Raw genomic sequence first — 26812 nt, 5'->3', positions numbered from 1 at the left:
TTTCTGAAAAGCTTAAGTGATGTTTTCCCAACACATCGCTCAAGTGCGGAGCGCATCTTATCAAACTCGCTCTCTCTGTAAACTGTTTTTTTAGCAAATTGAATCGAATGATGGCTTTTTGGGCAAAGACGCAAATAATTGACCATTTTAGCTGCTTAAGTCACAGCGAACCTTACACTTTTACTGGCAATCTTTACGTTCCTTGACGTTTCAGTTGCGTATAACTCGCTACAATATAAACGGATTTTTTAGACACTAAGCCAAATCATGAACAAAAACACTGTACTTTCATTGACCTTACTGACCCTACTCATGAACAGCGCTGTGCTATCGGCCAAAGAGCCGAACCAGCCGTCCGCGATTTCTGTTGTGACAGAGTCGGTTCAATCTCAGCAAATTTCTCAATCTCTTTCTGTTGTGGGTAAGCTTAAAGCCGAGCAATCGGTCGATATTGCCGCCGAAGTGGCGGGTAAAGTGAACATGATTGCGGTGCAAGCCAATCAGCAAGTCAAAAAAGATCAGATTCTGATCAAATTAGATGATGACAAAGCTCAAGCGGCCTTGGTGGAAGCGAAAGCTTATTTACAAGATGAGCAGCGTAAACTGACGGAATACGAGCGCTTGCTAAAACGTAATGCGATTACGCCCACGGAAATTGATGCACAGCGCGCCCGAGTGGAGATTGGTCAAGCGAGATTGAATGCCGCTCAGGCCAATTTGGCCGATTTACACATTACTGCTCCTTTTGATGGCACGGTTGGGTTTATCGATTTTAGCCGCGGTAAGTGGGTGAGTGCGGGCTCTGAATTACTGACGCTGGATAATCTTTCCTTGATGCAGCTCGATCTGCAAATTCCAGAACGTTATCTGCCACAGTTAAGCAAAGGCATGAAGGTGCAAGGCAGTAGCGAAGCGTGGCCAAACGTGCAGTTTGAAGGTTCGGTGGTGGCTGTGGATTCGCGTATCAATCAAGAAACCTTAAATTTACGAGTGCGCGTGCATTTCCCCAATCCAGATCAGCGCCTCAAGCCGGGCATGTTGATGTCGGCACGCATCCATTTCCCCGCTATTAGTGCACCGATTATTCCAGTGCAGGCTCTTGAGTATTCCGGCACCAAACGTTTTGTTTACGTGATTGGTGAAGACAATGTAGCCAAACGACGTGAAGTGAGTCTGGGCGCTCGGGTTGAAAATCAGGTCGTGATTGAGAAAGGCTTACAGATTGGTGAGAAAATTGTCGTTCAAGGCATAGTCAATATGCGTGACAACGCGCGTGTTAGCGAAGTCACCGTAGAAGGGCGTCCGCTGAAGAAGGATGACAAATAATGTGGTTGTCAGATGTATCGGTAAAGCGCCCTGTCGCGGCGTTAGTACTGAGTATGTTGCTGTGCGTGTTTGGTGTGGTCTCTTTCACTAAACTCGCAGTACGTGAAATGCCGGATATTGAAAGCCCTGTGGTATCGGTTTCCACCCGTTATCAAGGCGCTTCGGCCACCATTATTGAAAGTCAGATCACCAGCGTGCTGGAGGATCAATTAGCGGGCATCAGTGGGATTGATCAGATTACCTCAGTTAGCCGCAACGGAATGTCTCGTATCACGGTGACTTTCGAGCTTGGTTATGATCTCAATACCGGTGTGAGTGACATTCGTGACGCGGTAGCTCGGGCGCAGCGTTCACTGCCTGAAGAAGCGGACGATCCGCAGGTGTTCAAGAATAATGGCTCTGGTCAGGCGTCGGTCTATATCAATCTCAGCTCCTCAGAAATGGATCGCACTCAGTTGACCGATTACATCGAGCGGGTGTTGCTCGATCGGTTTAGCTTGATCTCCGGTGTGAGTTCGGTGGATGTCTCTGGCGGCCTCTATAAAGTGATGTATGTACGCATCAAGCCAGAACTGATGGCGGGGCGCGGCGTTGCGACCAGCGATATTTCCGATGCACTCAACAAAGAGAACCTCGAAAGTCCGGGTGGTCAGGTTCGCAACGATTCGACCGTGATGTCGGTGCGCACCGCGCGTGGTTATCAATCTGCTGAAGATTTTGAGTATCTGGTGGTGAAACGTGCCAGTGATGGTACCCCCATCTACCTCAAAGATGTCGCGGATGTGTTTATTGGGGCGGAAAACGAAAACTCGACCTTTAAAAGTGATGGCATCGTCAACGTGAGCATGGGCATTGTGCCGCAATCCGACGCGAACCCGCTGGAAGTGGCGAAGCGCGTGCATGAAGAAGTGGATAAGGTTCAGCAGTTTTTACCTAAAGGTACCCGTTTAGCTATTGATTACGACTCTACCGTTTTTATTGAGCGCTCAATAAGCGAGGTGTATAGCACACTCTTTATCACGGGGGGTTTAGTGATTTTGGTGTTGTACATTTTTATCGGCCAGTTGCGAGCCACCTTAATTCCTGCGGTAACGGTTCCGGTTTCGCTGATCTCGGCCTTTATGGCTGCGTACTACTTCGGATTTTCTATTAACCTCATCACCTTAATGGCGTTGATCTTATCGATTGGTCTGGTGGTCGATGATGCCATCGTGGTCGTTGAAAACATTTTTCACCACATTGAACGGGGCGAAAAACCTCTTCTAGCCGCCTACAAAGGTACACGAGAAGTCGGCTTTGCCGTGATAGCCACGACTTTGGTACTGGTGATGGTGTTTCTGCCGATCTCGTTTATGGACGGGATGGTCGGACTCCTGTTTACTGAGTTCTCCGTACTACTGGCGATGGCAGTGATTTTCTCTTCTCTGATCGCGTTAACGCTGACGCCTGTGCTTGGCAGTAAGCTTTTAAAAGCCAATGTAAAACCGGGACGTTTTAATCAGTTGATTGATAGGCTGTTCGCACGACTGGAATCGGGCTATCGCCAAGTGGTGAGCCGAGCGATTCGCTGGCGTTGGGCGGCGCCGGTTGTGATTGCGGCTTGTATTGGTGGTAGTTATGGTTTGATGCAGCTGGTGCCAGCTCAGCTAACCCCTTCCGAAGATCGCGGTGTGATTTTCTCTTTTGTGCGTGGTGCTGATGCCACCAGTTATAACCGCATGGCGGCTAATATGGATTTGGTTGAGCAGCGGTTGATGCCCTTATTGGGTCAAGGCTTTTTGAAATCGTTTAGTATTCAATCACCTGCCTTTGGTGGTAACGCCGGTGACCAAACCGGTTTTGTGATCATGATCCTTGAGGATTGGAATGATCGCACCGTTACTGCTCAGGAAGCATTAAGCCAAGTGCGTAAAGCCTTAGCGGGGATTCCTGATGTGCGAGTATTCCCATTCATGCCCGGTTTTCGTGGGGGCTCTAATGAGCCTGTACAGTTTGTGCTTGGTGGCTCGGATTATAGCGAGCTCAAAACGTGGGCTGAGAAGTTAGAAGAGGAAGCGGAGAAGTCACCGTTTATGACGGGGGCTGATATCGATTACTCAGAAAAAACGCCAGAGTTGGTGGTGACGATTGATAAGCAGCGCGCGGCGGAATTAGGGATCAGCGTAAAATCGATCTCCGATACGTTAGAGGTGATGCTGGGCGGCAAAAAAGTGACGACCTTTGTTGAGCGTGGTGAAGAGTATGATGTGTATCTGCGCGGGGATGAAAACAGCTTCAACAATGCGGCGGATTTAAGCCAAATCTATATGCGAACCGCAACCGGTGAACTGGTGACACTGGATACGGTGACGCGTATTGATGAAGTGGCGTCAGCGATTCGTTTGGCGCACTACAATAAACAGAAATCCGTTACCATTACCGCAAACCTAGAAGCTGGGTACACGTTAGGGCAAGCGCTCGATTTTCTTGACCAAAAAGCGCAAGAGATACTGCCAAGTGATATCTCAGTCAGCTACTCGGGTGAATCGAAAGATTTCAAAGAGAACCAATCCAGCGTGGCCATTGTGTTTGCTCTGGCGCTGCTAGTTGCCTATTTGGTGCTGGCTGCTCAGTTTGAAAGCTTTATCAACCCGCTGGTGGTAATGCTGACGGTACCTATGGGGGTGTTTGGCGGTTTCCTTGGGCTGTTTGTAATGGGACAAGGGATGAACATTTACAGCCAGATTGGCATGATCATGCTGATTGGTATGGTAACCAAAAATGGCATTTTGATTGTCGAATTTGCTAACCAACTGCGCGATCGCGGTGTTGAGTTTGAAAAGGCGATCATTGATGCATCGGCGCGCCGTTTGCGTCCAATCCTGATGACGGCTTTTACGACACTTGCAGGATCCATTCCTTTGATCGTCTCAACAGGAGCAGGCTATGAGAGCCGAATTGCGGTCGGTACGGTGATTTTCTTTGGGATGGGGTTTGCAACCTTAGTGACCTTGTTGGTGATTCCTGCCATGTACCGCTTGATTTCCGGTTCAACCCAAGCTCCCGGTCATGTTGAAGCAGAGCTCAATCATGAGTTGCAACAAGATGTGAAAGGCCGCGCTCAACATTGATCTTTTTTATCCCATCGCTTAGTGCGGTGGGAACATTTACATCTGTTGCAATGGATGGATATTGCTGTATTGGCGATATTCATCCATTTTTTGTTTTCCTATCCTTATCCTATTGATGCAGCCGTGTTATTTACGTTGATGCTTATCACTCACTGACCGCCTAGCTGCAACTTCAAGGCGTTTAGGCATTTAACGAAGATGTCAACCTTCATTTATTAGTAAATATGCCCTGTCGTATTATTGATTCAAACCGATGGCTTTTAATACTAATACAATAAATAAAACTACTTTCGTTTTACTGCTTTAGTTCTAATTAATATCCAGCTCAATTATGAGACAGACATTATTGGTAAGCTTAGGATACTCTGATAGTGGGTAGGTTGCGTATTGCTTTAACAATATTAAATCATGTGCGTAGTTGGTGTATGAAGGTTAAAGGTTTATCAGTATTAGTCGTGTGTGCCGGTAATTTGTGTCGTTCACCAATGGCAGAGATTATTTTACGCGATAAGATCCGGCAGAAACGGTTGAATATCCAAGTACGTAGTGCTGGCACGCTAAAGACAGGAAAAACAATGCCTGATGATAAAGCGTTACAAGCGTTACAGGATTATGGGTATCACCCTATGGTCAACCCAGTCCAGCAAGTGACTCAACAAGACTTTATCGAGCATGATTTTATCTATGCTATGGATAGGACCAATCTTGCTGATTTGCTCGATATCTGTCCTGCAGAGCATAAAAACAAGCTGGCTCTTTTTCTTAGCAAGGCGAATCGACAAGAAAAAGAAGTACCCGATCCCTATCGGCGCAATAGTGAATTTTTTCAACGTACAGCTTTGTTGATTGAATCTGGAGCGGTGGCTTTGGTTGATTCTTGGCAAGAGCAGGGGTTAAGCAATGCGTACAGCGAAAGTTTACAGAGAAATTAAGCTTTTTGTATGTTCTTTTTGCCTTGAGGAAAACCATAAGGTTTCAAGTAAATACGATTATTAATAACGAAAGAATTTAAATAATAAGCTGACATACATTGGTAATCTCTCTCGTTGAGATTAAATACAACAACACGAAATAATTCAGTGTTCGCTTATGCATATGTTCCTTATTTAAGGAGCAGTGGTGTTTTATTGCTTGAATTTTGTGAAATTTCATTTTTAAAGAGGATGTGGAGAAGTGAAAAAAGTTCTCATCGTATTTGGTACGCGCCCAGAAGCGATTAAAATGGCACCTCTGGTGCAGCAACTCTGTCAAGACAATCGTTTTATCGCCAAGGTATGTGTGACGGGCCAACACCGTGAGATGTTAGATCAGGTATTAGAGCTGTTTTCGATTACGCCTGATTTTGATCTCAATATCATGGAGCCAGGGCAAACACTCAATGGCGTGACCAGCAAAATTTTGCTCGGTATGCAGCAAGTGTTGAGTAGTGAACAGCCGGATGTGGTTTTAGTGCATGGTGATACCGCTACCACTTTTGCTGCCTCTTTAGCCGCGTATTATCAACAAATTCCAGTAGGTCATGTTGAAGCGGGTCTGAGAACGGGCAATATCTATTCCCCTTGGCCTGAAGAGGGTAACCGTAAACTCACGGCTGCTCTCACGCAGTACCACTTTGCACCCACTGAAACTTCGCGTGCCAATCTGCTGCAAGAAAACTACAACGCAGAGAATATTTTTGTCACTGGCAATACGGTGATTGATGCGTTGTTGGCTGTGCGTGAAAAGATCCATACCGATATGGATCTACAAGCCACTCTAGAGAGTCAGTTTCCAATGCTTGATGCGAGCAAAAAGCTGATTCTGGTAACAGGACACCGCCGTGAAAGTTTTGGTGGTGGCTTTGAGCGTATTTGCCAAGCGCTGATCACTACCGCAGAGCAGCATCCCGAATGCCAAATTTTGTATCCTGTGCATCTCAATCCGAATGTGCGTGAACCGGTCAATAAGCTCCTAAAAGGTGTCAGCAATATTGTCTTGATTGAACCGCAGCAGTATTTGCCTTTCGTTTACTTGATGGATCGCGCACACATTATTTTGACTGACTCTGGCGGTATTCAAGAAGAGGCGCCCTCGCTGGGTAAGCCAGTGCTGGTGATGCGTGAAACGACTGAGCGTCCTGAAGCGGTGGCCGCGGGCACGGTGAAATTAGTCGGTACCAACCAACAACAAATTTGTGATGCGTTAAGCTTACTACTGACTGACCCACAGGCTTATCAAGCCATGAGTCAGGCACACAACCCTTATGGGGATGGTAAAGCCTGTCAACGTATTGCGGACATTTTAGCGAAATAGACTCATCAGGGGATGACAGATGTTTAATAAAGTTTCAGTGATTGGCCTAGGTTATATTGGTCTGCCAACAGCAGCCGTTTTGGCCTCTCGTGGTTTAGATGTGGTCGGTGTTGATGTCAACGCCCATGCAGTGGACACCATTAACAAAGGCGAAATTCACATTGTGGAGCCGGATCTTGATATCGTGGTACGCAGTGCTGTCATGACGGGAAAGCTCAAAGCGACATTAACCGCAGAGCCTGCCGATGCGTTTTTGGTGGCCGTTCCTACACCTTTTAAAGGGGATAACCACGAACCTGATCTTAGCTACATTGAAGCGGCGGCAAAAACCATCGCTCCCGTTCTTGCTAAAGGGAACTTGGTGGTTCTCGAGAGTACTTCCCCAGTAGGCACAACCGAAAAATTGGCGCAATGGCTTGCAGAAGCGCGTCCGGATCTGACGTTTCCTCAGCAAAAAGGCATCGCTGCGGATGTGAAGATTGCGTACTGCCCAGAGCGTGTGTTGCCGGGTTATGTCCTACAAGAGCTTGTGAGTAATGACCGCGTGATTGGTGGCGTGAGTAAGGCTTGTAGCGAAAAGGCGGTTGCCCTGTACAAAACCTTTGTAAAAGGTGAGTGCATTGTCACCAATGCGCGTACGGCGGAAATGGCTAAATTGACCGAAAACTCATTCCGTGATGTCAACATTGCCTTTGCCAATGAGCTCTCTTTGGTGTGCGACAAGCTGAAAATCAATGTATGGGAGTTGATCCGCTTAGCCAACCGTCATCCTCGTGTGAGCATTCTTAACCCAGGCCCAGGTGTTGGTGGTCACTGTATTGCGGTTGATCCGTGGTTTATCGTTAATAGTTGTCCAGATGAAGCGCAATTGATCCGTACTGCACGTGAAGTCAATGATGGCAAACCTCATTGGGTTGTGGATCAAGTTAAACAAGCGGCTGACCAATTCAAAAAGCCAATCATTGCTTGCTTAGGCTTAGCGTTTAAAGCGGATATTGATGATCTGCGTGAAAGTCCAGCGTTGGATATCACTAAACATCTGGCTGAGAGCAAAGTGGGACAGCTGCTTGCGGTTGAACCTAATATTACTCAATTACCAAGCAAACTTGCGAAGCAAGGTATCGAGTTGGTTTCTCTAGAGCGCGCGCTTGAGCTTGCCAATATCGTTGTCGTGCTGGTCGATCACAAAGAATTCAAAGCGGCGGATAAAACTGAGTTTGCTAAGAAAGTGGTGATTGATACTCGCGGAGTGGTGGCATGAGTTCACCTTGGGAGCTGATTAAAGCTGATCTTTATCGGCATACTGGGCAAGTAAGTATTGGGTTAGTCGTAAAGCACCTACTAATCAATGCGGGTTTTGCCTACATGTTCTGGTTTCGGTTATGTCGTAGCAAGAATGTGTTGATCCGCACTGTTGCTCGTCTTATGCATCGCATGCTGTCAGTGCGTTATCAGATCCAGCTCCCAAAAGAGACTCAAGTCGGCCCGGGGTTATACCTCGGGCATGCCACTGGGGTAATTGTTAATAGTACCGCTAAGATTGGCGCCAATTGTAATTTGAGTCCCTTTACTGTGATTGGCTCAAATCAAGGACAAGCCGCAACGATAGGTGACTATGTATATATTGGCCCGCATGTCTCTCTCGTTGAAGATGTCACGATTGGTGATGGTTCTATCATTGGTGCGGGGAGCGTCGTCATTCGTGATGTTCCCCCAAACTCAGTAGTCGTGGGTAATCCCGGACGCGTACTAACAATACCAAGCCATCAAACCTATATTCGCCACCCCGCGCAATTGGAAAGCAAGTCATGAGTAAAATATTGCTTATCATGCCACTCTCTACGCTCAATTGGGGGGAGAAAAATCTTGGTGGTGTGGATTCAGTATGCCAAATGTTGGTACGTCAACTCGCTCAGCAAGAGCGTCCATACCATTACCGAGTGTTAGCGTTTGATCCACTCAACAATCACTCTTATTCAGGTGAGATTATCCAGTTGTCAAAACATCTGGAAGTGGTGATTTGTCCGTTGCGGGAAAAGCGATTTGGGCTGCCTTTGCCTAGCTTATTATCCAATTGGCTCCGCATCCAAGAGCAACTAAAAGACTATCAGCCAGATTTGGTTCACTCTCATCTCAACAGTTGGATGATGGGACTTGGGCAGAAAACTCGTAATGTGTTGACCTTGCATTCTTATCGCAAGATTGGGCGTAAGCCAGTTTCAAAACTCAATGATTTTGTTTATGAACAAATCATTCCATGGGTAAGTAATTTTTCCGTCGATTTTTATACTTGTGTTGGCGAAGAGTTGCGTCAAGCGTTATCTCTGGAGACGAATAAGCCAATTCAAGTGATTGGCAATCCAGTCGATCCTGACTATTTCTCTGCCAACTCTGCGAACCAGAATCTGCCCCAGAATGAAGTCAATTTAGTCACTTGTGCATTGATTACTCGACGCAAGCGTATTGATCGAGCCATTGTATTACTGCGTGAGCTAAAACAGCGAGGGCAAGCAGCTACCTTACGTATTATCGGACCCAATATGGATTCTGCTTATTACGCGCAATTGCAGCAATTGATCAAAGAGTATGAGCTTGAACAAGAGGTCATTTTTCTTGGCAAACTTAATCAGCGTGAAATTGTACAACAGTACCAACAAGCGAATATTGGAATATTTACGTCACAACAAGAAACGTTCGGCTTAGCGCCATTGGAAATGATGGCGGCGGGCTTGCCATTAATTAGTACTCCTGTCGGAATTTTAGGTGAGCGGCAAGCAACGTTTGACCAGTTAGGGGTGGTTTTTATGCAAGAAGGGCAGGAAGCGATGATTGCTGAGCGAATCAGTCAGATAAAAATAACGGATACCCAAGCAATCCAAACCTATTTGCGCGATCAATTCGCAGTAGAAAATGTGATTGAACATTACCAGAATCTATATCGAGAGGTACTGAGTTGATTGCTAGTCTACTCAAATATGCTCCTGTTCAGGTCTTTTCCGCTCTGAGTGTCTTTGCTCTGATCGCTGTACAAACTCGCTTTCTCTCCCCAGAAAATTATGGTGTGTTGGCGGTAGCGATGGTGGTGCTCGAACTCGTGCGTGCTTTTAGTGCTCAGTGGCTCAACACGTCGATGTTACGTCTTTACCCTGGGTATTCAGATCGGGAGCAAGTCCAACTCGTTCAAACCATTTCACTGCTGGTCATCATTGGATCTTTGCTTGGCTTTATTGTTATTGCCGCGACTTTATTTATTTATCAGCAATTGAATTGGGAACGATTATTGATACTGAGTGCTTTATTGTCGGTTAAATCGATATTTCAATACCAGTTAGAGCTAAGTCGCTTAAATGAGCGATTGAGCGTTTATCGTCAAGCGACAGTATTGCAATCAATTTCAGCGGTAGTGCTCTCCATCCTTTCGCTCTCTTGGGCGGCGACTATTGAGTCTGCGTTATTTGCTTTAACCTTGAGCTTTGGCATTGGGGCTTTGTGTCTGGGTTTACCTCAGCGGCCTAAATGGCATATTGCAATGTTAAAGCGTTTGCTTGCTTATGGTATTCCGATCATGTTGGCTGGGGGAATTGGTGTACTGGGTGGACGAATCGATCGTTTATTTATCGCTCATTTTGTTGGGATGAATGAAACTGGTGTTTATGCTGCGCAAGCTAACTTATTGATGGGGGTTTTGGGGCTCGTTTTTATGGTGATTTCTATGCCTCTCTACCCTAACTTAGCCAAACATGCGGAAGATAAAATCGCTCTTGTGAGTCAGCATAAAACCTATCTGCATTTACTGGTTACCCTTACTTTTCCTGCTTTACTTGGTCTTGGCATATTACAAGATGAGATCATTAGGCTCTTTTTGGGTGAGCAATATCTGAGTCGTTCTAGCGAACTATTCTGGGTGTTAGCGATCGCTGTTTATCTGATTAATTTTAAAGGTCATTACCTTGATCACGGTTTACAGTTTCTATTACAGACTCGCAAGCTGCTATGGGTTTCTCTCTCGGGCTTAATCGCGAGCATTTTCCTACTACCTTTGATGCTCAATCAATTTGGCATGTTCGGCGCGGCTATTACCTTACTTATAGTGAGTGGCTTAGTCGCAATACTCTCTTTTATTAGCTCATGGCGATCGGGGTATCGTTATGCTATCGGCATGGATGGTATCAAAGTGATCATTTCGGCACTGCTGATGGGTGGCTACTTATACCTAGTGAAACAGTGGCCATTGGCGATCCATTCGTTATTCGCTCTAGCCTTTTATGTCACTACCTCATTGTTGTTTTATGGTATCTGTTTGTGGTGCTTGAATGCTTTTAATGCACGTCAGCGTTTATTCTCAATCTGGAGGCCTAATTGAGCGAACGTAATCTCAATCGATGGATGATTCTGATTATCCTCAGTGCGTTTCTGTTGGGGGCTTTTTTACTCGAAAATATGGGTGTTCAGTACGTTTCAGAAGGCGGAAGCCCCATACTCAAAATTCATGTCTATTCCTATTTGACTATGGGGATTTTTGCCCTGTTGATATTACGGGTAGGACTTTTCAATCTTATTAATCCTTTGAATGAGCTTAAAAAGGCATGGTGGCTGGCCATGGTATCGATGCTGGCCGTTATTTTATACGGCTTTATGCGATTCGGTACGTCGGGACTCGCTTATCTTATTGATACGATTTTTATCCCTTTGGTTTTGGTTCCTATTGTATACGGGTTATCCGATAGAGCTAAAAGTCGATTACTTGCTCTACTCGGCTATCTTCTATTTCTTAATGCTTGTATTGCTATTATTGAGCTTATATTGGCGCAGAGTATTGTGGCGGTAGAGATTGGAAGTTTTTCAACTTTCCGTTCGACCGCATTTTTGGCGCATCCACTGAATAATGCGCTCATTACGGCGTCATTAACGCCGATTGTGATGCGTTATACACGAATTCCGGTGGCTTTGTATGTCTCTGTTATCGTGTTAGCCCTGTTTTCTTTTGGAGGGCGAGCTGCGTTGGGGATCTTCCTATTGGGGAATTTCCTGATGCTGTTGCCCAAATTACGTGACTTCTTAGGCCAAGGCGTTCGTTACCACAAGTTGAAATTCGCTTATCTGCAGGCCTTGGTTTATTTCTCTGTAATTGCCGTCATATTGACCCTAGTGTTAAGTCCTATAGGCGAGCGAATACTGTCTAAGTTATATATCGACAAGAGTGCCGAAGCGAGATTCGATGTTTTTATTCTGCTTGAACAGCTTTCACCCTCGGAGTGGGTATTCGGAGCCTCTCATGGATTACTGAGTGATATCGCCTTTTATATCGGGATCAATGTCGTGGAAAACTATTTGATTGGCTGGGTTTTGAATTTTGGCTTACTGGGCTGTATCGGTTTATTGCTGGCAACTTACACTGTTCCAGTGCGCTTGATTTGCCGACAAGAATTTCCTGCTCAAGTTGCTTTACTTAGTTTTATGTTGATATCACTGACTAACAATGCGCTAACGGTGAAGACCCCCGCACTCGTGTTATTCGTTGTCGCTTTAGTCTGTCGTTATCGTTCATCTGATCGTTCGTTGGCGAGCAATAGTCATTAGGAGATAAGAAATGTGGTTGTACCGTGTTGGCCATTTCTTCCACAAGCACCGCATACCGCTATTACCTCAGGTCTGTAATGGTTTGATTCGTTTGGTTCATAATTGTGCCGTCTATAGTCAGTCTGAAATTGGCAAAGGGACTGTCTTTGGCTATGGAGGGATTGCGGTTGTAATTCATAAGCGCTGTGTAATCGGTAAAGAGTGTGTGATTGGGAGTAATGTGACTATTGGTGGCCGTTCTCGTTCACACCATGTTCCAGTGATCGGTAATTATGTCTATATCGCCACTGGGGCAAAAGTACTGGGTGATGTTCGAGTTGGTGATGGAGCCGTGATTGGTGCGAATGCAGTGGTACTTGAAGATGTCCCGCCTTACAGCGTTGTGGTCGGAATGCCCGCCAAAGTGATCAAAACAAATATTAATCCCAAGGACTTTTACTGATGTTTACCAGTTCACTTTATGTTAAAGCACCAATCTGGCTGCAAAATGTCATGCTTTCTGTGCGGGCGCTGTCACGCAAAATGGTCAGAGAAAATGGTGAGATGCGCGCGGTGTTGCAAGAGATCCAAGCTAACGAGTTTTCACGTACTCATTTAGCGGATTATCAACACAAGCAGCTACAAAAAACCTTGGCGAATGCTCGTAACCATGTGCCGTTTTATCAGGATTTAGAGCTGCCTAATCTTGAGCTTGAGGCTTTCCCTTATCTCGATAAATCCGTATTACGCCGTGAGCACAAACAGTTTATCTCACAAAATAAACCATCAGTGGTGGTGAAAGGGGCGACCAGTGGCACAACGGGTACGCCTCTGACTATTTTGCAAGATAGGCATTCGGTTATTCGTGAGCAAGCCTTTGTCGAAAGACAGTTGGCTTGGGCGGGATATCGTAAAGGGGATAAACGAGCGTGGATCCGTGGCGATATGGTGGTGCCATTAAGCCAAAAGCAAGGACCATTCTGGCGCTACTCTTGGTTTGAGCAGATGATAGTGCTTTCCTCTTTCCATCTGACACCGCAAACGATGTCGAGTTACCTGCAAGCCATGGTCGATTTTGGGGTTGAAGTGATTCAGGCATACCCTTCTTCGATTGCTACGTTAGCCCGCTATTTAGAAGCCAACCAAAGTTATTATCCGGCGAAGCTTAAATCGATTATGACTTCATCAGAATCGTTATCAGCAGAAGATAGACAGGTGATTGAGACACGCTTTGGTTGCAAAGTTTTTGACTGGTATGGCCTATTTGAGCGAGTGGCTGCGATAGGGCAGTGTGAGCATGGTCGCTACCATTTGCTCTCCGACTATTCGCATGTGGAATTGTTAGCCGCAGGCGACGGGCGTTACGAGTTAGTCGGCACTAACTTTAATAATCAGTATTTCCCTTTGATCCGGTATAAGACCGGTGATCATGTGCATTTATCGGAAAACGAGGCCTGCCCTTGTGGTCGAGTCTTTCCTGTGATTGAGCGTATTGAGGGAAGGATTGGTGATTATCTCGTCGGTGAAGACGGTCAAAAGGTGCATATTCTTAACCATATACCCAAAGGTATCGCTGGGATTATGGCATGCCAATTTGTGCAGAGTGAACGAGGGCAGATTGTGGTGAAAGTGGTGGCTGATGCTGAGCAATTTAATCAAGAGCAGCAAAAACAGTTAATCAGCAATACTCAAGCTCGCTTAGGAAGCTCGCTCAATGTGACGATAGACATAGTGTCAGCACTTGAACGCACTGCAAACGGTAAGATTCGCCAAGCGATTTGTACTATCAAGGATGTATTGTGAGAAAAGCGATTAATCTAATGGTTGCCACCGATCGCAAAGGTCAAGGTGGTGTGGCAACAGTGGTCTCAACCTACGCGGATTGTGGTTTTCTAGAAGAAAACCACATCAAGTTGATTGCCTCACACTCAAGTTTGGACCACGGGCAGAAATGGCGAATGACATTGCGCTTTATGCTGGCACTCTGTCAATTGTTGTACTGCTTTATGCGTTACCGAGTTGGCATAGTGCATATTCACATGTCATCAAGGGGAAGCTATCGACGTAAGTCTGTGATTGTGCGTCTAGTTAAGTTTTTGAAAGGAAAGGTTGTTTTACATCTACATGGTGCCGAGTTTCGTGATTTCTATCGAGATGAGTGCAATATGGATCAGCAAACGCATATTCGACACACTTTTGCTCTGGCGGATCATGTGCTGGTTCTTTCAACGCAATGGCTCGTATGGCTACAAGAGGTCATAGGTAGAACACAAGGCGTTTCTGTTCTGTATAACGCCGTACCCAGTTTGGCTTTAGATCGCCACCTTGCTCAACCTGGCCGTATTGCCTTCCTTGGTCGTTTGGGAACGCGCAAAGGAGTCGGTGATTTGATTCAAGCCTTTGCATTGGTTAAGCAGCGCTGCCCTGAAGCACAGCTGTATCTTGCTGGCGATGGTGAGATTGAAACCTATCAAGCGATGGCTGAGCAGCTTGGCTTGAACGGGTCCGTTCACTGTTTAGGCTGGATAGCTGGCGAAGCTAAGCTCAAATTATTGACCCAAACTGATATTTACTGCTTACCCAGTTATAACGAAGGTTTTCCTATGGGCGTTATAGAAGCTATGTCGGCAGGGATTCCCGTCGTCGCAAGTCGAGCGGGCGGAATCCCTGATGCGATCAGTGATGGTGAGCAAGGCCGTTTAATTGAGGCCGGTGATGTGGTTGCTTTAGCGCAAGCACTCGGAGATCTGATCGAACAGCGTGCCGAAAATCAACGTATTGCGACAGCGGCGAAGCAAAAGTTTGCTGAAAACTTCTCTTTGCAAGCGGTGATCCCGCGTCTACAAACACTTTACGATGAGCTTTTAAAATCATGAAATCAACGACTGTAGCTGACATTAGCCAATGCTTATTGAATAAAGCTCGCACAGAACAATTCGCAGGATATGACCCTTTTGATGGTCTCAATTCAAGCTGGTTCAAGCGCTTGCCGATAAGCAAAGATTCGACTCTTGGTTTAGCGTGGATCCAGTTGTTCAAACGCTCTCCAATTAATCTTCGCCCATGGCTAGGTGTGCCCAAAGCGCGAAACCCTAAAGGCGTGGCTCTGTTTATTCTCGGATTAATCGAAGAGTATCAAGTAACAAAAGATCCCGCTTTGCTCACAGAAGCGGAGCAACTTGCGCAGTGGCTAGTGACTCAGCGTTGTGATGAGCAAATCTGGCATGGTGCCTGTTGGGGATATCATTTTGATTGGAAAGCGCGTGCATTCTTTGTTCCTAAGGGAAAGCCGAATGTGATCACGACAGTCTATGTCAGTCGTGCATTACACCAATTGGGGCAACTGACGGGGCGAGCTGACTGGGTCGACTTGGCGCTGCGCAGTGGTGATTTTATTGCTGGCCATTTATTGACTCAAAATGAGGGCGGGGAGTTTTTTGCGTATATCCCCGGGGAAACGGCATTTGTACACAACGCCAGTTTGTGGGCGGCTGCTTGGCTGGCGGTGGTTGGCCGCGAAACGTCTCGCCCTTATTACACCGAGTTGGCATTACGCATTGCGCGTAACAGTGCTCAAGCTCAAGCTGCCGATGGTAGCTGGGCCTATGGCACTCGTCATCATCATGGATTTATTGACGGATTTCATACGGGCTACAACTTAGAAGCGCTACACCTTATACGAACGACTTTAGCGACAAACGAATTTGATGAGGTGATTGCACGCGGTTTTCATTTTTACAAGCAGCATCTATTTGAAGCCGATGGAACGGCGAAGTATTACCACAACAATCCTTATCCACTGGATCCGCACTCGGTATCACAGGCCATTATTACCTTACTCAGTGTTGGTGGTGAGGAGAGTGATATTGTTTTGGTTAAACGCGTCATTCAGCGTGCTATTCAAACGCTATACATGCCTGAGCGGGATCAGTTTGTTTATCAACGTAACAAACGTTGGGTTAACCGAATTCACTACGCGCGCTGGACACAGGCGTGGATGTACTTTTCATTCCGTTTTTATTTAAGAATTACCAATGAGGAATAACCGATTGAAACGCATTAATTTTCTGGGTAGCCCAATGGATGTGGCTTCGATGAGTGAAACGGTTGCGCTGATCCGTGAACGCATTTTGTGCCAAGAGTTTACCCAGCACGTGGTGGTCAATGTCGCTAAGTTGGTCAATATGCGTAAGGATCCGGAATTGGCTCAGTCCGTGACCGAGTGTGACATTATCAATATCGATGGTATGGGGGTGGTTTGGGGTGCACGCTTTTTAGGCCACCAGGTTCCCGAACGAGTGGCGGGCGTTGACTTATTTCTTGAGCTCAATGCAATGGCCGCACAAGAACAAATGCCCGTATTCTACCTCGGTGCAAAGCCGGAGATTGTTGAAAAAACGGCAGCCGTGATGCAGGCAAAGCACCCACAATTAGTGATCGCTGGTTATCACCACGGTTATTTTTGGGATGATGAGCAAGCGATAGTTGAAAAAATCCGTCAGTCAGGTGCAAAACTTCTGTTTGTGGCGATCACATCCCCGAAAAAAGAGAACTTTATCAACCGCTGGCAAGAGCAGTTAGGGGTGTTATTTGTGATGGGGGTTGGCGGGACATTTGATGTTGTCGCCGGTCATGTTTCTCGGGCTCCCTTATGGATGCAAAAAGCCGGATTGGAATGGCTATATCGTGTGTTACAAGAACCCGAAAGAATGTGGAAGCGTTATTTAATTACTAATAGCCGCTATGCTTGGTTATTACTTAATGAAAAAATAAAACCAAAGAATTAATCTTTTAACGCGGTGATAAACTTTGGTTTATTTTTTGTATTCTGGATTTTATTCATTGAATCAAGTTTTTTAAATATTATTAATGCTTAGCCAATGCAATTGTCTTAGATTTGATAAAGGTAGATCCTTTAATAAAAAGCGGATGTATTTTCTATAGTTATGAATTAGCCTTAGCGCCAGTTGTAAAAACAAATGGTTGTCTAACTTTAAAGGATCTATCATGAACAAACGTTATTATTCTCTGGCATCATGCTTGGCGTTGTTATTTTCAGCTGCTTCTTATGCGGAAGTGGATTGTGAGTTACAGCCAGTGATTGAGGCAAACCTTTCATTGAATCAAAATCAGTTGGCAAGTAACGGTGGATACATTTCTAGTCAGCTAGGGATCCGTAATGAAAGCTGCGAAACAGTGAAGTTCAAGTACTGGGTATCGATTAAAGGTCCAGAAGGTATCTACTTCCCAGCCAAAGCGGTAGTTGGAGTCGATACAGCGCAACAAGAGTCTGGCGCTCTTACTGATGGTCGTATGTTGAATGTTACGCGTGGCTTCTGGGTTCCAGAGTATATGGCTGATGGTAAATATACTGTTTCTCTTCAAGTCGTTGCAGAAAATGGAGAAGTATTTAAATCCAACCAAGAATTTGTGAAAGGTGTCGATTTAAATAGCCTACCTGAACTCAATGGTTTGACTATTGATATCAAAAATCAATTTGGTATTAATAGTGTGGAAAGTACCGGCGGTTTTGTTCCATTCACCATTGATTTAAATAATGGCCGTGAGGGAGAAGCTAAAGTTGAGTTTTGGATGACTGCGGTAGGTCCTGATGGTCTGATTATTCCGGTTCATTCAAGAGAAAAATGGATGATCACCGCTGGAAACACTTTCTCTAAAGTGCGTGGAATTAATTTTGATAAAAGCTATCCAGCGGGTGAATACACAATTAATGCTCAAGTTGTAGATGTTGTTTCTGGTGAGCGAGTAGAACAGTCAATGACAGTGGTAAAAAAATAATTTTACTTAGTTACTTAGTCGTATGTATAAAAACCGCCGATGGCGGTTTTTATTTTCTTATTTAAAACTAGTGCATAATGTGATGAGTGATTTTATGGTGTGAGTTATCTCTTTCCTCATTAAGCATAATGATGACCTGTTCTTCTTCCATTCACTCTCTGCCTCTCTACCTATCAATCCAAGTTGTTATCTATAATCAATCTTTAATAAAGTGCTGGATATAATAATGGTCACTATAAATTCTGTCATTGTTTTTAATATTGATTAACTTGCTTTTATGATCAATTGAAATGAATTTACTATGTGGTGTTAATTGATATTGATTGCCAGTTATATTGACATGTTCGAAAGAAACGAGATTATCTTGGCTATTTGTTCTAATAATGGATTTATACTTATCTTCTATTTCATTGCCAAAGTAAATATTTTCGAATGTATTATCGCTAATTTGAATGTTCTTGATGGGTTGATTAATAGAGTCATTTGTACTGAAGCTTTGCAAACGTATACCTTGTTGGATTGCATCAAAAGTATTACCTATAATGGAGATGTTTCCCCACTGAACATTTTGTTCTGTTTTAGAGTTTGGGTAAATATTGATAGCGAACCCATTGATATTTGAAAATGTGTTTCCTGAGTAATAAACGTCAGAATAATAACTAACCTCATTTGAGGTACCATTAATATTTTCAAATTTATTATTAATAACCTTGGCACCTCTAGTATCTGCTCGTGCAGATAATTTTAATTTACAAGCATTAAATTGATTGTTATCAATAATAATATCTTGTGTACCTGGCATTTCTGTTCCTGTTGTCGCTTGCGTCGTGGTGACTTGAGCGCAGTCTTTGAAGTGATTATGGCTCACTTTGATTGCCATAGATCCTGGCGGTATAGAGTGGTCCTGACTTGCCGTCGTCATGCGCAATGCGGCGTCACCAAAGCGAGCGAATTGATTTTGAACCACTAAGGTACCTTTAGTGCTGCCAAGGTAGACACCTTGTTCTCCCCACAAAGGTTTTAGGTCACCATTATTTAGCCCTTCAAAACTGAGGCCTTGTATCTTGAGATTTTGTGTGTAGGTGATATGGAGTAAGTATTCCCCATTAAATGAACGACATTTCTTTAATTTACTGTTTATAGAACCAATAATTTCAATATTATTCTTTTCTTTTAAATAAAGCGTTTTGCAAATTTGGTATTCCCCTGTAGGGATAATCAAGGCATCACCATTGTTTAATTGATTGAGTGCATGTTGAAATGCGCTCGAATCATCCTCTCCATCATTCGCGATGGCGCCATATTCTATGACATTATGAGAATTGACCTCTGAAAAAATAGCTGGGCTAAAGAGAAAAAGTGAAATAAATATGTAACGCAAGATGCGGCCCCCTTTATCGAATTGATTAAAGTATAACAGCACCTAGAAAATGCTTCTTGAAAAAGAGAAAGAGATTCATTGTAGTCGATTTATTTCTCAACTTTGAGATGTCTCATTAGTGAGGCGTAAAAATAGGTGTGCTGTGTTGAAATGGCGCTTTCAGGTATTGATAATTCCGTCAGGTTGTTATTGGCAATCCGTGATACCAGTTCCTAGGTTTTAGAATAATAATTACAACAAATCAACCAGATGCATATTGTCTCTGGCTTTGAATAAAATTAACACAAGGTAAAGGGAGTCTTACAAATGACGTCTCACCATATTGCACTTGCTGTCGGTCTTTTATCGTTAAGCAGTACAGTGGCTCAAGCCACAACGAATGAAGCCGAAGGGTGTATTATCAGCCGCCTGAATGGCGAAAAATATTGTTTAAAAGTGGGAGAACGTTCGGGCTACTCCCTCCCTAGCTGGATTTATGCTCATCCAGTAGATGTACAGGCTCCGAGTGGTGTCTCTGTCATGCTAAGTGATTGGGATAACCTGTCTTATAACCGTTTGGCGGTGTTCAATCGTTATACCGGCAACGAAGATCTTAAGAATGTTAAAGCCTACAACGGTGCTTATTTAGATTTTTCTAAACCACGCTCAATGCGAGTACTGGCTTATGAAACTTATCCTGAGGCTTGTATTGTGAGTCGCCAAACGGGTGAACGTTTCTGTTTAAAAGAGGGTGAGCGCTCTGGTTACTCGCTACCAGCGTACATTTATGGCCATGAGGTTGATGTTGAAGCACCTCTAGGTTTGGGTGTCATGCTGAGTGATTGGGATAACCTTTCATACAACCGTCTTGCGGTGTTCGGTGGTAACACCCAGAACGAGCAAATGCGTGCAACCAAAGCCTACAATGGCGAAACGCTTGATTTCTCTAAACCACGCTCAATGCGCGTTGTCCCTTATGACGGTGACAGCTCGGCACTTAATATGAAGCTTAAGTGGTCTTGGCAAGGTAGTGCTTTCCAACCTAATTCTAACCAAGTGATGGTTACGCCTGTTGTCGCGCAACTGAACGATGACAATGGTGATGGCAAGATTGATGAAAAAGATGTCGCAGATTTGATCGTGGTGACATTTGAAGGAAACAAATACACCAATGGCGGCTTAGTGCGTGCTTTAAGTGGCGTGGATGGTTCTGAGCTGTGGAGCTATGCGAATGGTGGTGTGATCGCGGATGCGCGTTATTCCCCTGCGGTAGGCGATCTGGATGGTGACGGAATCGTTGAGATTGTGACAACCAATAATCGCGATCAATTCATTACGATTTTGGATAACCAAGGCAACATTAAAAAACAGATCCCAACCACAGAAAGTGGCTGGCGGATTGTTGGTGATATCACGTTGGCGGATTTAGACCATGATGGCAGTGTAGAAATTCTGGCTGCAGATGGTGTGTATAATTACCACACTGGACTGGTTTTTAATCACCCTTGGGCGCCGTCATCGATCAACGTCGATGTCGATGGCGATCAGCAACAAGAAGTTTTTTCAGGTGGTACTCTGTTTCAAAATAACGGTGCGATCAATTGGCAGTATCAAGCGAACGATGCGGTTTGGTTCTCTTCATTAGTTAATTTAGATAATGATCCTGAACCTGAAATTGTTGCTTCTGTTCCTGCTTCTGCAGCAACGGGGCATAATGCACGTTTTGCTGTGCTAGAACACGATGGCACCATTAAATGGGAAATCAACAACACAGCAAACCCAGGTGGTGGCGTGCAGGCGGTATCTAACTTTTTAGGTAAAGCTCAAGCCGTTGAAACGAGTGAGTTCTCAAAAGTCTATGGTTATCAGCCTAATAACAATCCAGCTTCGATTGCTTTGGCCGTCGATGGCAAGATCTCGGTTCGTTCAGGATTCGCGATTGATGCGATTGGTGCTTCTGCTTCGACGTTAGTCGGTGGCACGGGAGGCAATCTTAATGCCGCGGTTAACGTCAAAGATATTAAGGCGATTGACCTGACTTGGGGTAAATACTATTGGGGTGGTTATCATCTATTAGCGCTCGATTTTAGAATGAGCAATGGTAGCGTGATTTCTATGGGCTCTAAAAACTATGCTTACTCCAAGCAGACCGAGCGCTTTACTGTGCCAGCAGGTAGCCGCATTAAAGGCATCAAAGCTTGGACCGCGGGTTGGCTGTTGGACGGTGTTCAATTTGAGTTAGCTACGCAAAATGGTACCAATGATCTGGATGTAAAAGGGATTGTTTACGCAGGCTATGCCGCTGTCGATATGTATAACAGCAAAGGCGAGCGTGTTTGGTCTGTGGCGAATGACGACGCTGGTAGCGGAAAAATTGGTGTCTCTGCGTATGACTTTGATAACGATGGTATCGATGAAGTGCTCGTGCAAGATCATGCACGCGTGCGTGTATTAGATGGCAAAACGGGCAAAGAACGTGCATCGCTAGCACACTCCACGGCAACACTTTGGGAATATCCTATCGTGGTCGATCTGGAAGGTGATAACAACGCAGAGTTGATCGTGGTAGCGAACGATTTCGATCGCCAATATTCGATTAACCATGGGGTTTACGTTTACCAATCTGCGGACAGTGCGAAACCTTGGAAGAATGCGACTCGTATTTGGAACCAGCATGCTTTCCATCTCACCAACATCAATCAAGATGGTACTTTGCCGACTTTTGTTGAGCCAAGTTGGTTGAGCCATAATACGTACCGTTCAAGCACATTACGCGCTGCAGTGGGTGGTGAGTCTCCAATTTTCGGTTACTCAAATACTCAGCAAGCGCAACGTGTCGTGACGGCGGATAACCAGATGTATCTGCGTTCAGGTTTTGCGATCGATGCCATTGGTACTACCGCCAACAACTTGATAGGCGGGCCGGTGCAAGGCACTAACGGTGGTGTGTTAAGAGCACCGATTGCACTTGATCAATTGCAATCAGTTGAAGTCACCTCGGGGCTTTATAACTGGGGTGGGTACCACGTAGTGGCTATTAAGTTCACGATGAAGGATGGCTCTAATGTGTTATTTGGTTCAACCCACTATGCGAGCAATAAGAAAGTGGAAACATACACAGTGCCTCAAGGTAAACGTATCAAACAGATTAATGTATGGACCGGTGGTTGGTTAGTGGAAGGCTTCCAGTTCATCTACTAATCATGATTAGATAAGAAATTACTTACCGAGCAATACCCCGATTTATCGGGGTATTTTTTATTGTCATCCCTAAACCACCGCTTTTAGCGGTGGCGATTGTTTATCTTCTGTAACTCATCGTTTTCGCAGTGATCATGCAGGAGATGAAGAGCAATCAGGTTCTGGATGAGCGGTATTTCGGGGTAGGAAGCGTGATGCTCCAATTGGCGATTAATAGACAAAATAGAAAGTAGAGCGCCGTGGCTGGGGCTTGCAGTGGAAAATCCACACTCATGTGCAACAGCATCCCGATGATCGCCATTAAACTGCCCAGGCCAATACCACGCATAGTCTTATTGGTTCGATTGCGAAAGGCTGATAAAGCCCGCCATGCACAAAACAAAACCATGATGCCAAATACGCTGGTGGCAATCAGGCCTGACTCCAAGGTGAACTGCACATAATCGTTGTGTGCATGGTCATAAAAAAGCACCACTTTACCTTGATTGTAAGAGGGGAGCGTGGAGTAAAACGAGCCATTGCCAAAACCGGTAAGGGGACGTTCTTGAATGGCGTTTAAGGCATCACGAACCACATCATCCCGCGATTCATTTTGCAAACTGGTTTCAACTAAACGCTGGCGAACCTTATCTAAGCCAAACCAGTTACTGACAACCAAAGCATCCACAATAAATAAGCTCACGATCAACAGATAGAGGCTTTTCGGCTTCGTTTTATAGAAGAGAAGGATGAGTAAGCTTCCGATACTGAGTGCGACAAAAAAGGCGATATTGCCCATTCTTGAGCGGGTGAGTACCAGAGCGATCACCATAATGACCAAGCCCAGACGAATAAATGCTTTGTCGGAGAGGAGTATCGCCAATAATTTTTTTAGGGTGCTTCTCCAACCTTGTGTTGTTTGGTGATTGAGCTCAGCAATCAACAAACCAAAACCAAGACAAAGATTGAGCATTAGAAAATTGGCTAAATGGTTATGATAGACAAAACTTCCCGAGGCTCGTTGGTTTAACGGTAAGGAAAAAAACGGTGAGGTTTGCAATTCGAGCAGCAGGATTACTCCAGCATAGAAGGCCTGACAGATACCACTTGCGATCATAGTGGTCGCCAGCATTTTGAGCTTATGAGGGGTATCGACCAATAACGCGGCAACCAAGCAGATTTGTAGGTAATGTAAGGATTTAACGGCAGAGATAAATACCAAAGCTTGATCGGATGAGAGCCCCAAACTTGGCCAACTTTGCACCCAAGACCATAGAGTAAAAAGCGCTACGGGGATGAGAATGACTTTCGCTCGTTGTATAGCTAGCCACCACTGTGCTGCAGGGAGCAGAAACAAACAGCCTAATAATAAGAAGGCTACGTAAATTTCATTGAGCGACCATGCCCAAGGACGATTACTGCCAAGAGGGATTGGTAACCAGAAAACAAACAGTAAAAAAGCGAAAAATAGAGTTTTGTGAAACGAAAGCATAAATTCGGTGGCTCAAAATAGCAGTTTACCCACTTAAAGATTTGATCGATTTAAGTGGGTAATGAGAGAAATCCTTCAACTTGCTCCGCCATGCCATGGCCGGCTCATAACACGCGGTCACGTTGATTCGGTGTTTCCGCGCTGTATGCTAGGAATATCAAGTCAGTGATGTGGGTTAGTTAGGTGATGCAGTACCACCACCATTACCGTTACCTGTACCAAAGGTATTGGTTAAGCCCGGAGCCAATGCAATTGGCGGCGGCGTAGCAATACCTGCCGCGGTTGGTTCAGTGATTGAACCTGGGTCGGCACCTCCCGCGATGGCGGCGATGATAATCTCGGTAGGGTCCATCAACCCAGCTTCGGCAACGGCATCAACGATCGCTTGAGCAAGCTCTTGTGGAGCACTTTCAATCGCGGCTTGTACCACATCGGCACGTCGTTCTTGATCGATACTGCGCACTGCGTCAACGGCGAGTTGTACTCGTTGGTCATCCGCAACATCACTAAAAAGCACGAGATAAATTTCTCGTGTTAGTGACGGATTTAGGTTGCTCGCTAGGGCGGCGATTTGCACGGCATTCTCAGGACATGTCGCCATGAGTGATGCCACCGTTGTCAGTAGGTCGGTAGTTTGATTTAAAGCGCTGTTCAACTGACTCTCTTGTGTACACAGAGCAGGATCAAATGAAGCGGTAGTGTTTATTACAGATTCTGCGAATGCATTCATGCTAGGAAAAAATGCAATCAATAGCACTAGTGGTAATGGTATGGGTTTCATATTGTTTTGTTTTTCCTTTCGATAAACGATTCATATTATTTCTCTATGGTATCTTAAATCACGACTGGTCTATGTTGCGGGTTAAATAATTTGTTTTTCATTTTTCTCAAAAATAAATCAAATAAAGTCCAAAAAGTAATACAGGTTGTGTTTTTATTTAGATTGGTTCTTTTGTTTTTGATTTTGTACCTTTGTAAACTAATTGTTTAATCATCGTGTTAACTTTGGTTTGTTTTGAGCTTGATTGAAAATGTTCTCTCAAGTTGTGTTTCGTTTAACTATTTGTTTTTATGTGGTTTGTTTGTTGGTGTTGATGTTGGTCTGTATGTGTCTAGGTTTATTTCAATCTGTTTCAATGTGCTTTTTTATTTGTATTCAGTCTTAGAATTGATTCAGGTATTTCTATTAATAAAGATGTAGTCTTTAAAAAAGAATTTAATACATTCCAATTATTCTTCGGGAAATCTTACATCGGTTAGGAGCGTCTAGTGATGAAGGAAAAAAGCAGAATACGCATTACTAACTATCACGGTAAATTTTTCTACCGATTAATTGATAGCATTTTTATATTAGTAATTATGTATATATCGATTAAGTCGAATCAGCATGTTGTTACCATGTCTTATATTTCGGTTGCCTTGCTAGGAGTGCTTTTTTACTCCTACATTGCAGAAAGTTTAGATATTTACAGTGGTTGGCGAACAGCAAAGCTGCGTTCACTTTCTTTGCATACGGCATTCTGTTGGGCTGCGACCATCGCTAGCTTGACCCTATTGGCTTACTTCTCCAAAACGGGGATCGAGTTTTCTCGCATGGTGATGGGCGCTTGGTTTGTCGGTTCTTTTGTGGGCTTGATTGGTTGGCGTGTATTGGCATTTGCGACCATTCACTACATGCACAAAAAGGGTCTGCATACCAAGAAAGCGGTCATTATCGGTATGACTACTCAAGGGCAAGAGTTATCAAACAATCTGCTCAAAAACCCTGAACTAGGGATTGTGATGCAAGGCTTTTATGATGACCGTGCGCCTGAGCGTCTTAAAGAGGGGGCGCCTGTGCTTGGCAATATCAATGATGCATTAAGCCTTGCGAAAACAGGGCAGGTGCAAAATGTCTATATTGCTTTGCCGATGCAAGCACAGCGCCGTATCAACCAAATTTTGGATGCGTTTTCGGACAGTACGGTCAATACCTACATAGTGCCTGACTTTTTTACTTTTAATTTACTGCACTCACGCTGGTACACGATTGGCGATGTCAACGCGTTTAGTATTTTTGATACCCCCTTTAATGGTTTGCTCAACTGGGTGAAACGCTTTGAAGATCTGGTGCTGAGCAGCTTGATTTTGCTCTTGATCAGCCCAGTGTTATTGGCCATCGCTATTGGCGTTAAGCTGAGCTCGCCTGGCCCCATCATTTTTAAACAAAACCGCTATGGTTTAGATGGCAAGCCGATCCAAGTTTGGAAATTTCGCAGTATGCGAGTGATGGATAATGGCAGTCATGTGCAGCAAGCCACCAAAGGCGATCCACGAGTTACACGATTTGGTGCGTTCATTCGTCGAACATCGCTGGATGAATTACCGCAGTTTTTCAATGTGTTGCAAGGAAGTATGTCGATCGTGGGGCCAAGGCCACATGCCGTTGCGCACAACGAGCAATATCGCACCATAGTGAATCGCTACATGCTACGTCACAAAGTGAAGCCCGGTATTACTGGATGGGCACAAATCAATGGTTGGCGTGGTGAAACCGATACGCTCGACAAGATGGAGAAGCGAGTGCAGTTCGATCTGGACTACATCCATCGCTGGTCGCTGTGGTTTGATCTGAAAATCGTCTTCCTGACTATTTTCAAAGGATTTGTTGGAAAAAACGCGTATTAGGACTGAGCACTTACGTCTACGTCGCAA

The 26812-nt window shown here is 44.7% G+C and carries 20 protein-coding genes; 17 read left to right on the top strand and 3 right to left on the bottom strand.

Annotation, left to right across the window (positions count from 1 at the left end; translation table 11 throughout):
- Positions 1-267: 267 nt before the first annotated feature.
- The 15 genes from vexG to R4537_RS14675 all read left to right on the top strand — a co-directional run bounded on the left by vexG (position 268) and on the right by R4537_RS14675 (position 18086).
- A complete protein-coding gene (gene vexG / locus R4537_RS14745) occupies positions 268-1326 on the top strand; it encodes a vibriobactin export RND transporter periplasmic adaptor subunit VexG (protein ID WP_071178578.1) in 1059 nt (352 codons plus the stop codon).
- Complete coding sequence (vexH, locus tag R4537_RS14740; RefSeq protein WP_071178577.1) at positions 1326-4436, top strand: vibriobactin export RND transporter permease subunit VexH; 3111 nt, start codon at positions 1326-1328, stop codon at positions 4434-4436. Before vexG ends, vexH begins: the two co-directional genes overlap by 1 nt.
- 425 nt (positions 4437-4861) lie before the next feature.
- On the top strand, positions 4862-5368 hold the full coding sequence (gene vpsU / locus R4537_RS14735) for an exopolysaccharide regulatory protein-tyrosine phosphatase VpsU (RefSeq protein ID WP_071178576.1): 507 nt from the start codon (positions 4862-4864) through the stop codon (positions 5366-5368).
- Positions 5369-5609: 241 nt separating this feature from the next.
- Entirely contained in the window at positions 5610-6728 is a 1119-nt protein-coding gene (gene vpsA / locus R4537_RS14730; protein ID WP_071178575.1) for a UDP-N-acetylglucosamine 2-epimerase (non-hydrolyzing) VpsA, read from the top strand.
- 19 nt (positions 6729-6747) lie between these two features.
- Positions 6748-7989 carry a UDP-N-acetyl-D-mannosamine dehydrogenase VpsB gene (vpsB, locus tag R4537_RS14725; protein ID WP_000482528.1) on the top strand — a complete coding sequence of 414 codons (1242 nt, stop codon included), beginning with the start codon at positions 6748-6750 and terminating at the stop codon, positions 7987-7989.
- Entirely contained in the window at positions 7986-8540 is a 555-nt protein-coding gene (gene vpsC, locus R4537_RS14720; RefSeq protein WP_071178574.1) for an exopolysaccharide biosynthesis acetyltransferase VpsC, read from the top strand. Before vpsB ends, vpsC begins: the two co-directional genes overlap by 4 nt.
- Complete coding sequence (gene vpsD / locus R4537_RS14715) at positions 8537-9685, top strand: exopolysaccharide biosynthesis glycosyltransferase VpsD (protein WP_071178573.1); 1149 nt, start codon at positions 8537-8539, stop codon at positions 9683-9685. The genes vpsC and vpsD overlap by 4 nt, the downstream gene beginning before the upstream one ends.
- Positions 9682-11091 (top strand): exopolysaccharide biosynthesis flippase VpsE, encoded by a 1410-nt coding sequence (gene vpsE / locus R4537_RS14710; protein ID WP_071178572.1) that lies wholly within the window; start codon positions 9682-9684, stop codon positions 11089-11091. The genes vpsD and vpsE overlap by 4 nt, the downstream gene beginning before the upstream one ends.
- Positions 11088-12308: an exopolysaccharide biosynthesis protein VpsF gene (gene vpsF, locus R4537_RS14705; RefSeq protein WP_071178571.1), complete on the top strand. Its 1221-nt coding sequence runs from the start codon at positions 11088-11090 to the stop codon at positions 12306-12308. Before vpsE ends, vpsF begins: the two co-directional genes overlap by 4 nt.
- Positions 12309-12318: 10 nt before the next feature.
- A complete protein-coding gene (gene vpsG / locus R4537_RS14700) occupies positions 12319-12750 on the top strand; it encodes an exopolysaccharide biosynthesis acetyltransferase VpsG (RefSeq protein ID WP_071178570.1) in 432 nt (143 codons plus the stop codon).
- On the top strand, positions 12750-14090 hold the full coding sequence (vpsH, locus tag R4537_RS14695) for an exopolysaccharide biosynthesis protein VpsH (protein ID WP_071178569.1): 1341 nt from the start codon (positions 12750-12752) through the stop codon (positions 14088-14090). Before vpsG ends, vpsH begins: the two co-directional genes overlap by 1 nt.
- The gene (vpsI, locus tag R4537_RS14690; protein ID WP_217631772.1) at positions 14087-15163 is read left to right on the top strand and encodes an exopolysaccharide biosynthesis glycosyltransferase VpsI; all 1077 of its coding nucleotides are present in this window, start codon (positions 14087-14089) and stop codon (positions 15161-15163) included. Before vpsH ends, vpsI begins: the two co-directional genes overlap by 4 nt.
- On the top strand, positions 15160-16332 hold the full coding sequence (vpsj, locus tag R4537_RS14685) for an exopolysaccharide biosynthesis protein VpsJ (protein WP_071178568.1): 1173 nt from the start codon (positions 15160-15162) through the stop codon (positions 16330-16332). The genes vpsI and vpsj overlap by 4 nt, the downstream gene beginning before the upstream one ends.
- Positions 16322-17074 (top strand): exopolysaccharide biosynthesis glycosyltransferase VpsK, encoded by a 753-nt coding sequence (gene vpsK, locus R4537_RS14680; protein ID WP_071178567.1) that lies wholly within the window; start codon positions 16322-16324, stop codon positions 17072-17074. Before vpsj ends, vpsK begins: the two co-directional genes overlap by 11 nt.
- 220 nt (positions 17075-17294) lie before the next feature.
- Complete coding sequence (locus tag R4537_RS14675; RefSeq protein ID WP_071178566.1) at positions 17295-18086, top strand: RbmA family biofilm matrix protein; 792 nt, start codon at positions 17295-17297, stop codon at positions 18084-18086.
- A gap of 196 nt (positions 18087-18282) precedes the next feature.
- Here the strand turns inward: R4537_RS14675 and R4537_RS14670 are convergent, their stop codons facing one another.
- Positions 18283-19509 carry a glycosyl hydrolase family 28-related protein gene (locus R4537_RS14670; protein WP_071178565.1) on the bottom strand — a complete coding sequence of 409 codons (1227 nt, stop codon included), beginning with the start codon at positions 19507-19509 and terminating at the stop codon, positions 18283-18285.
- Between the two features lie 264 nt (positions 19510-19773).
- Here R4537_RS14670 and R4537_RS14665 point away from each other — a divergent pair, with 264 nt between their 5' ends.
- Complete coding sequence (locus R4537_RS14665) at positions 19774-22647, top strand: beta-prism lectin domain-containing protein (protein WP_071178564.1); 2874 nt, start codon at positions 19774-19776, stop codon at positions 22645-22647.
- A 154-nt stretch (positions 22648-22801) separates the two neighbouring features.
- Here R4537_RS14665 and R4537_RS14660 read toward each other — a convergent pair whose 3' ends face one another.
- Positions 22802-24118, bottom strand: a complete 1317-nt coding sequence (locus tag R4537_RS14660; RefSeq protein ID WP_071178563.1) for an O-antigen ligase family protein — start codon at positions 24116-24118, stop codon at positions 22802-22804.
- A 175-nt stretch (positions 24119-24293) separates the two neighbouring features.
- Positions 24294-24899, bottom strand: coding sequence for a hypothetical protein (locus tag R4537_RS14655; RefSeq protein WP_071178562.1), 606 nt, complete (start codon positions 24897-24899; stop codon positions 24294-24296).
- 488 nt (positions 24900-25387) lie between these two features.
- On the opposite strand from R4537_RS14655, the gene vpsL reads away from it, so the two are divergent.
- Positions 25388-26785: an exopolysaccharide biosynthesis glycosyltransferase VpsL gene (vpsL, locus tag R4537_RS14650; RefSeq protein WP_080483361.1), complete on the top strand. Its 1398-nt coding sequence runs from the start codon at positions 25388-25390 to the stop codon at positions 26783-26785.
- Positions 26786-26812: the final 27 nt, after the last annotated feature.

Source organism: Vibrio paracholerae (assembly GCF_037672085.1).
GTDB lineage: Bacteria > Pseudomonadota > Gammaproteobacteria > Enterobacterales > Vibrionaceae > Vibrio > Vibrio cholerae.
This window is presented reverse-complemented; position numbering and strand designations above follow the sequence as displayed.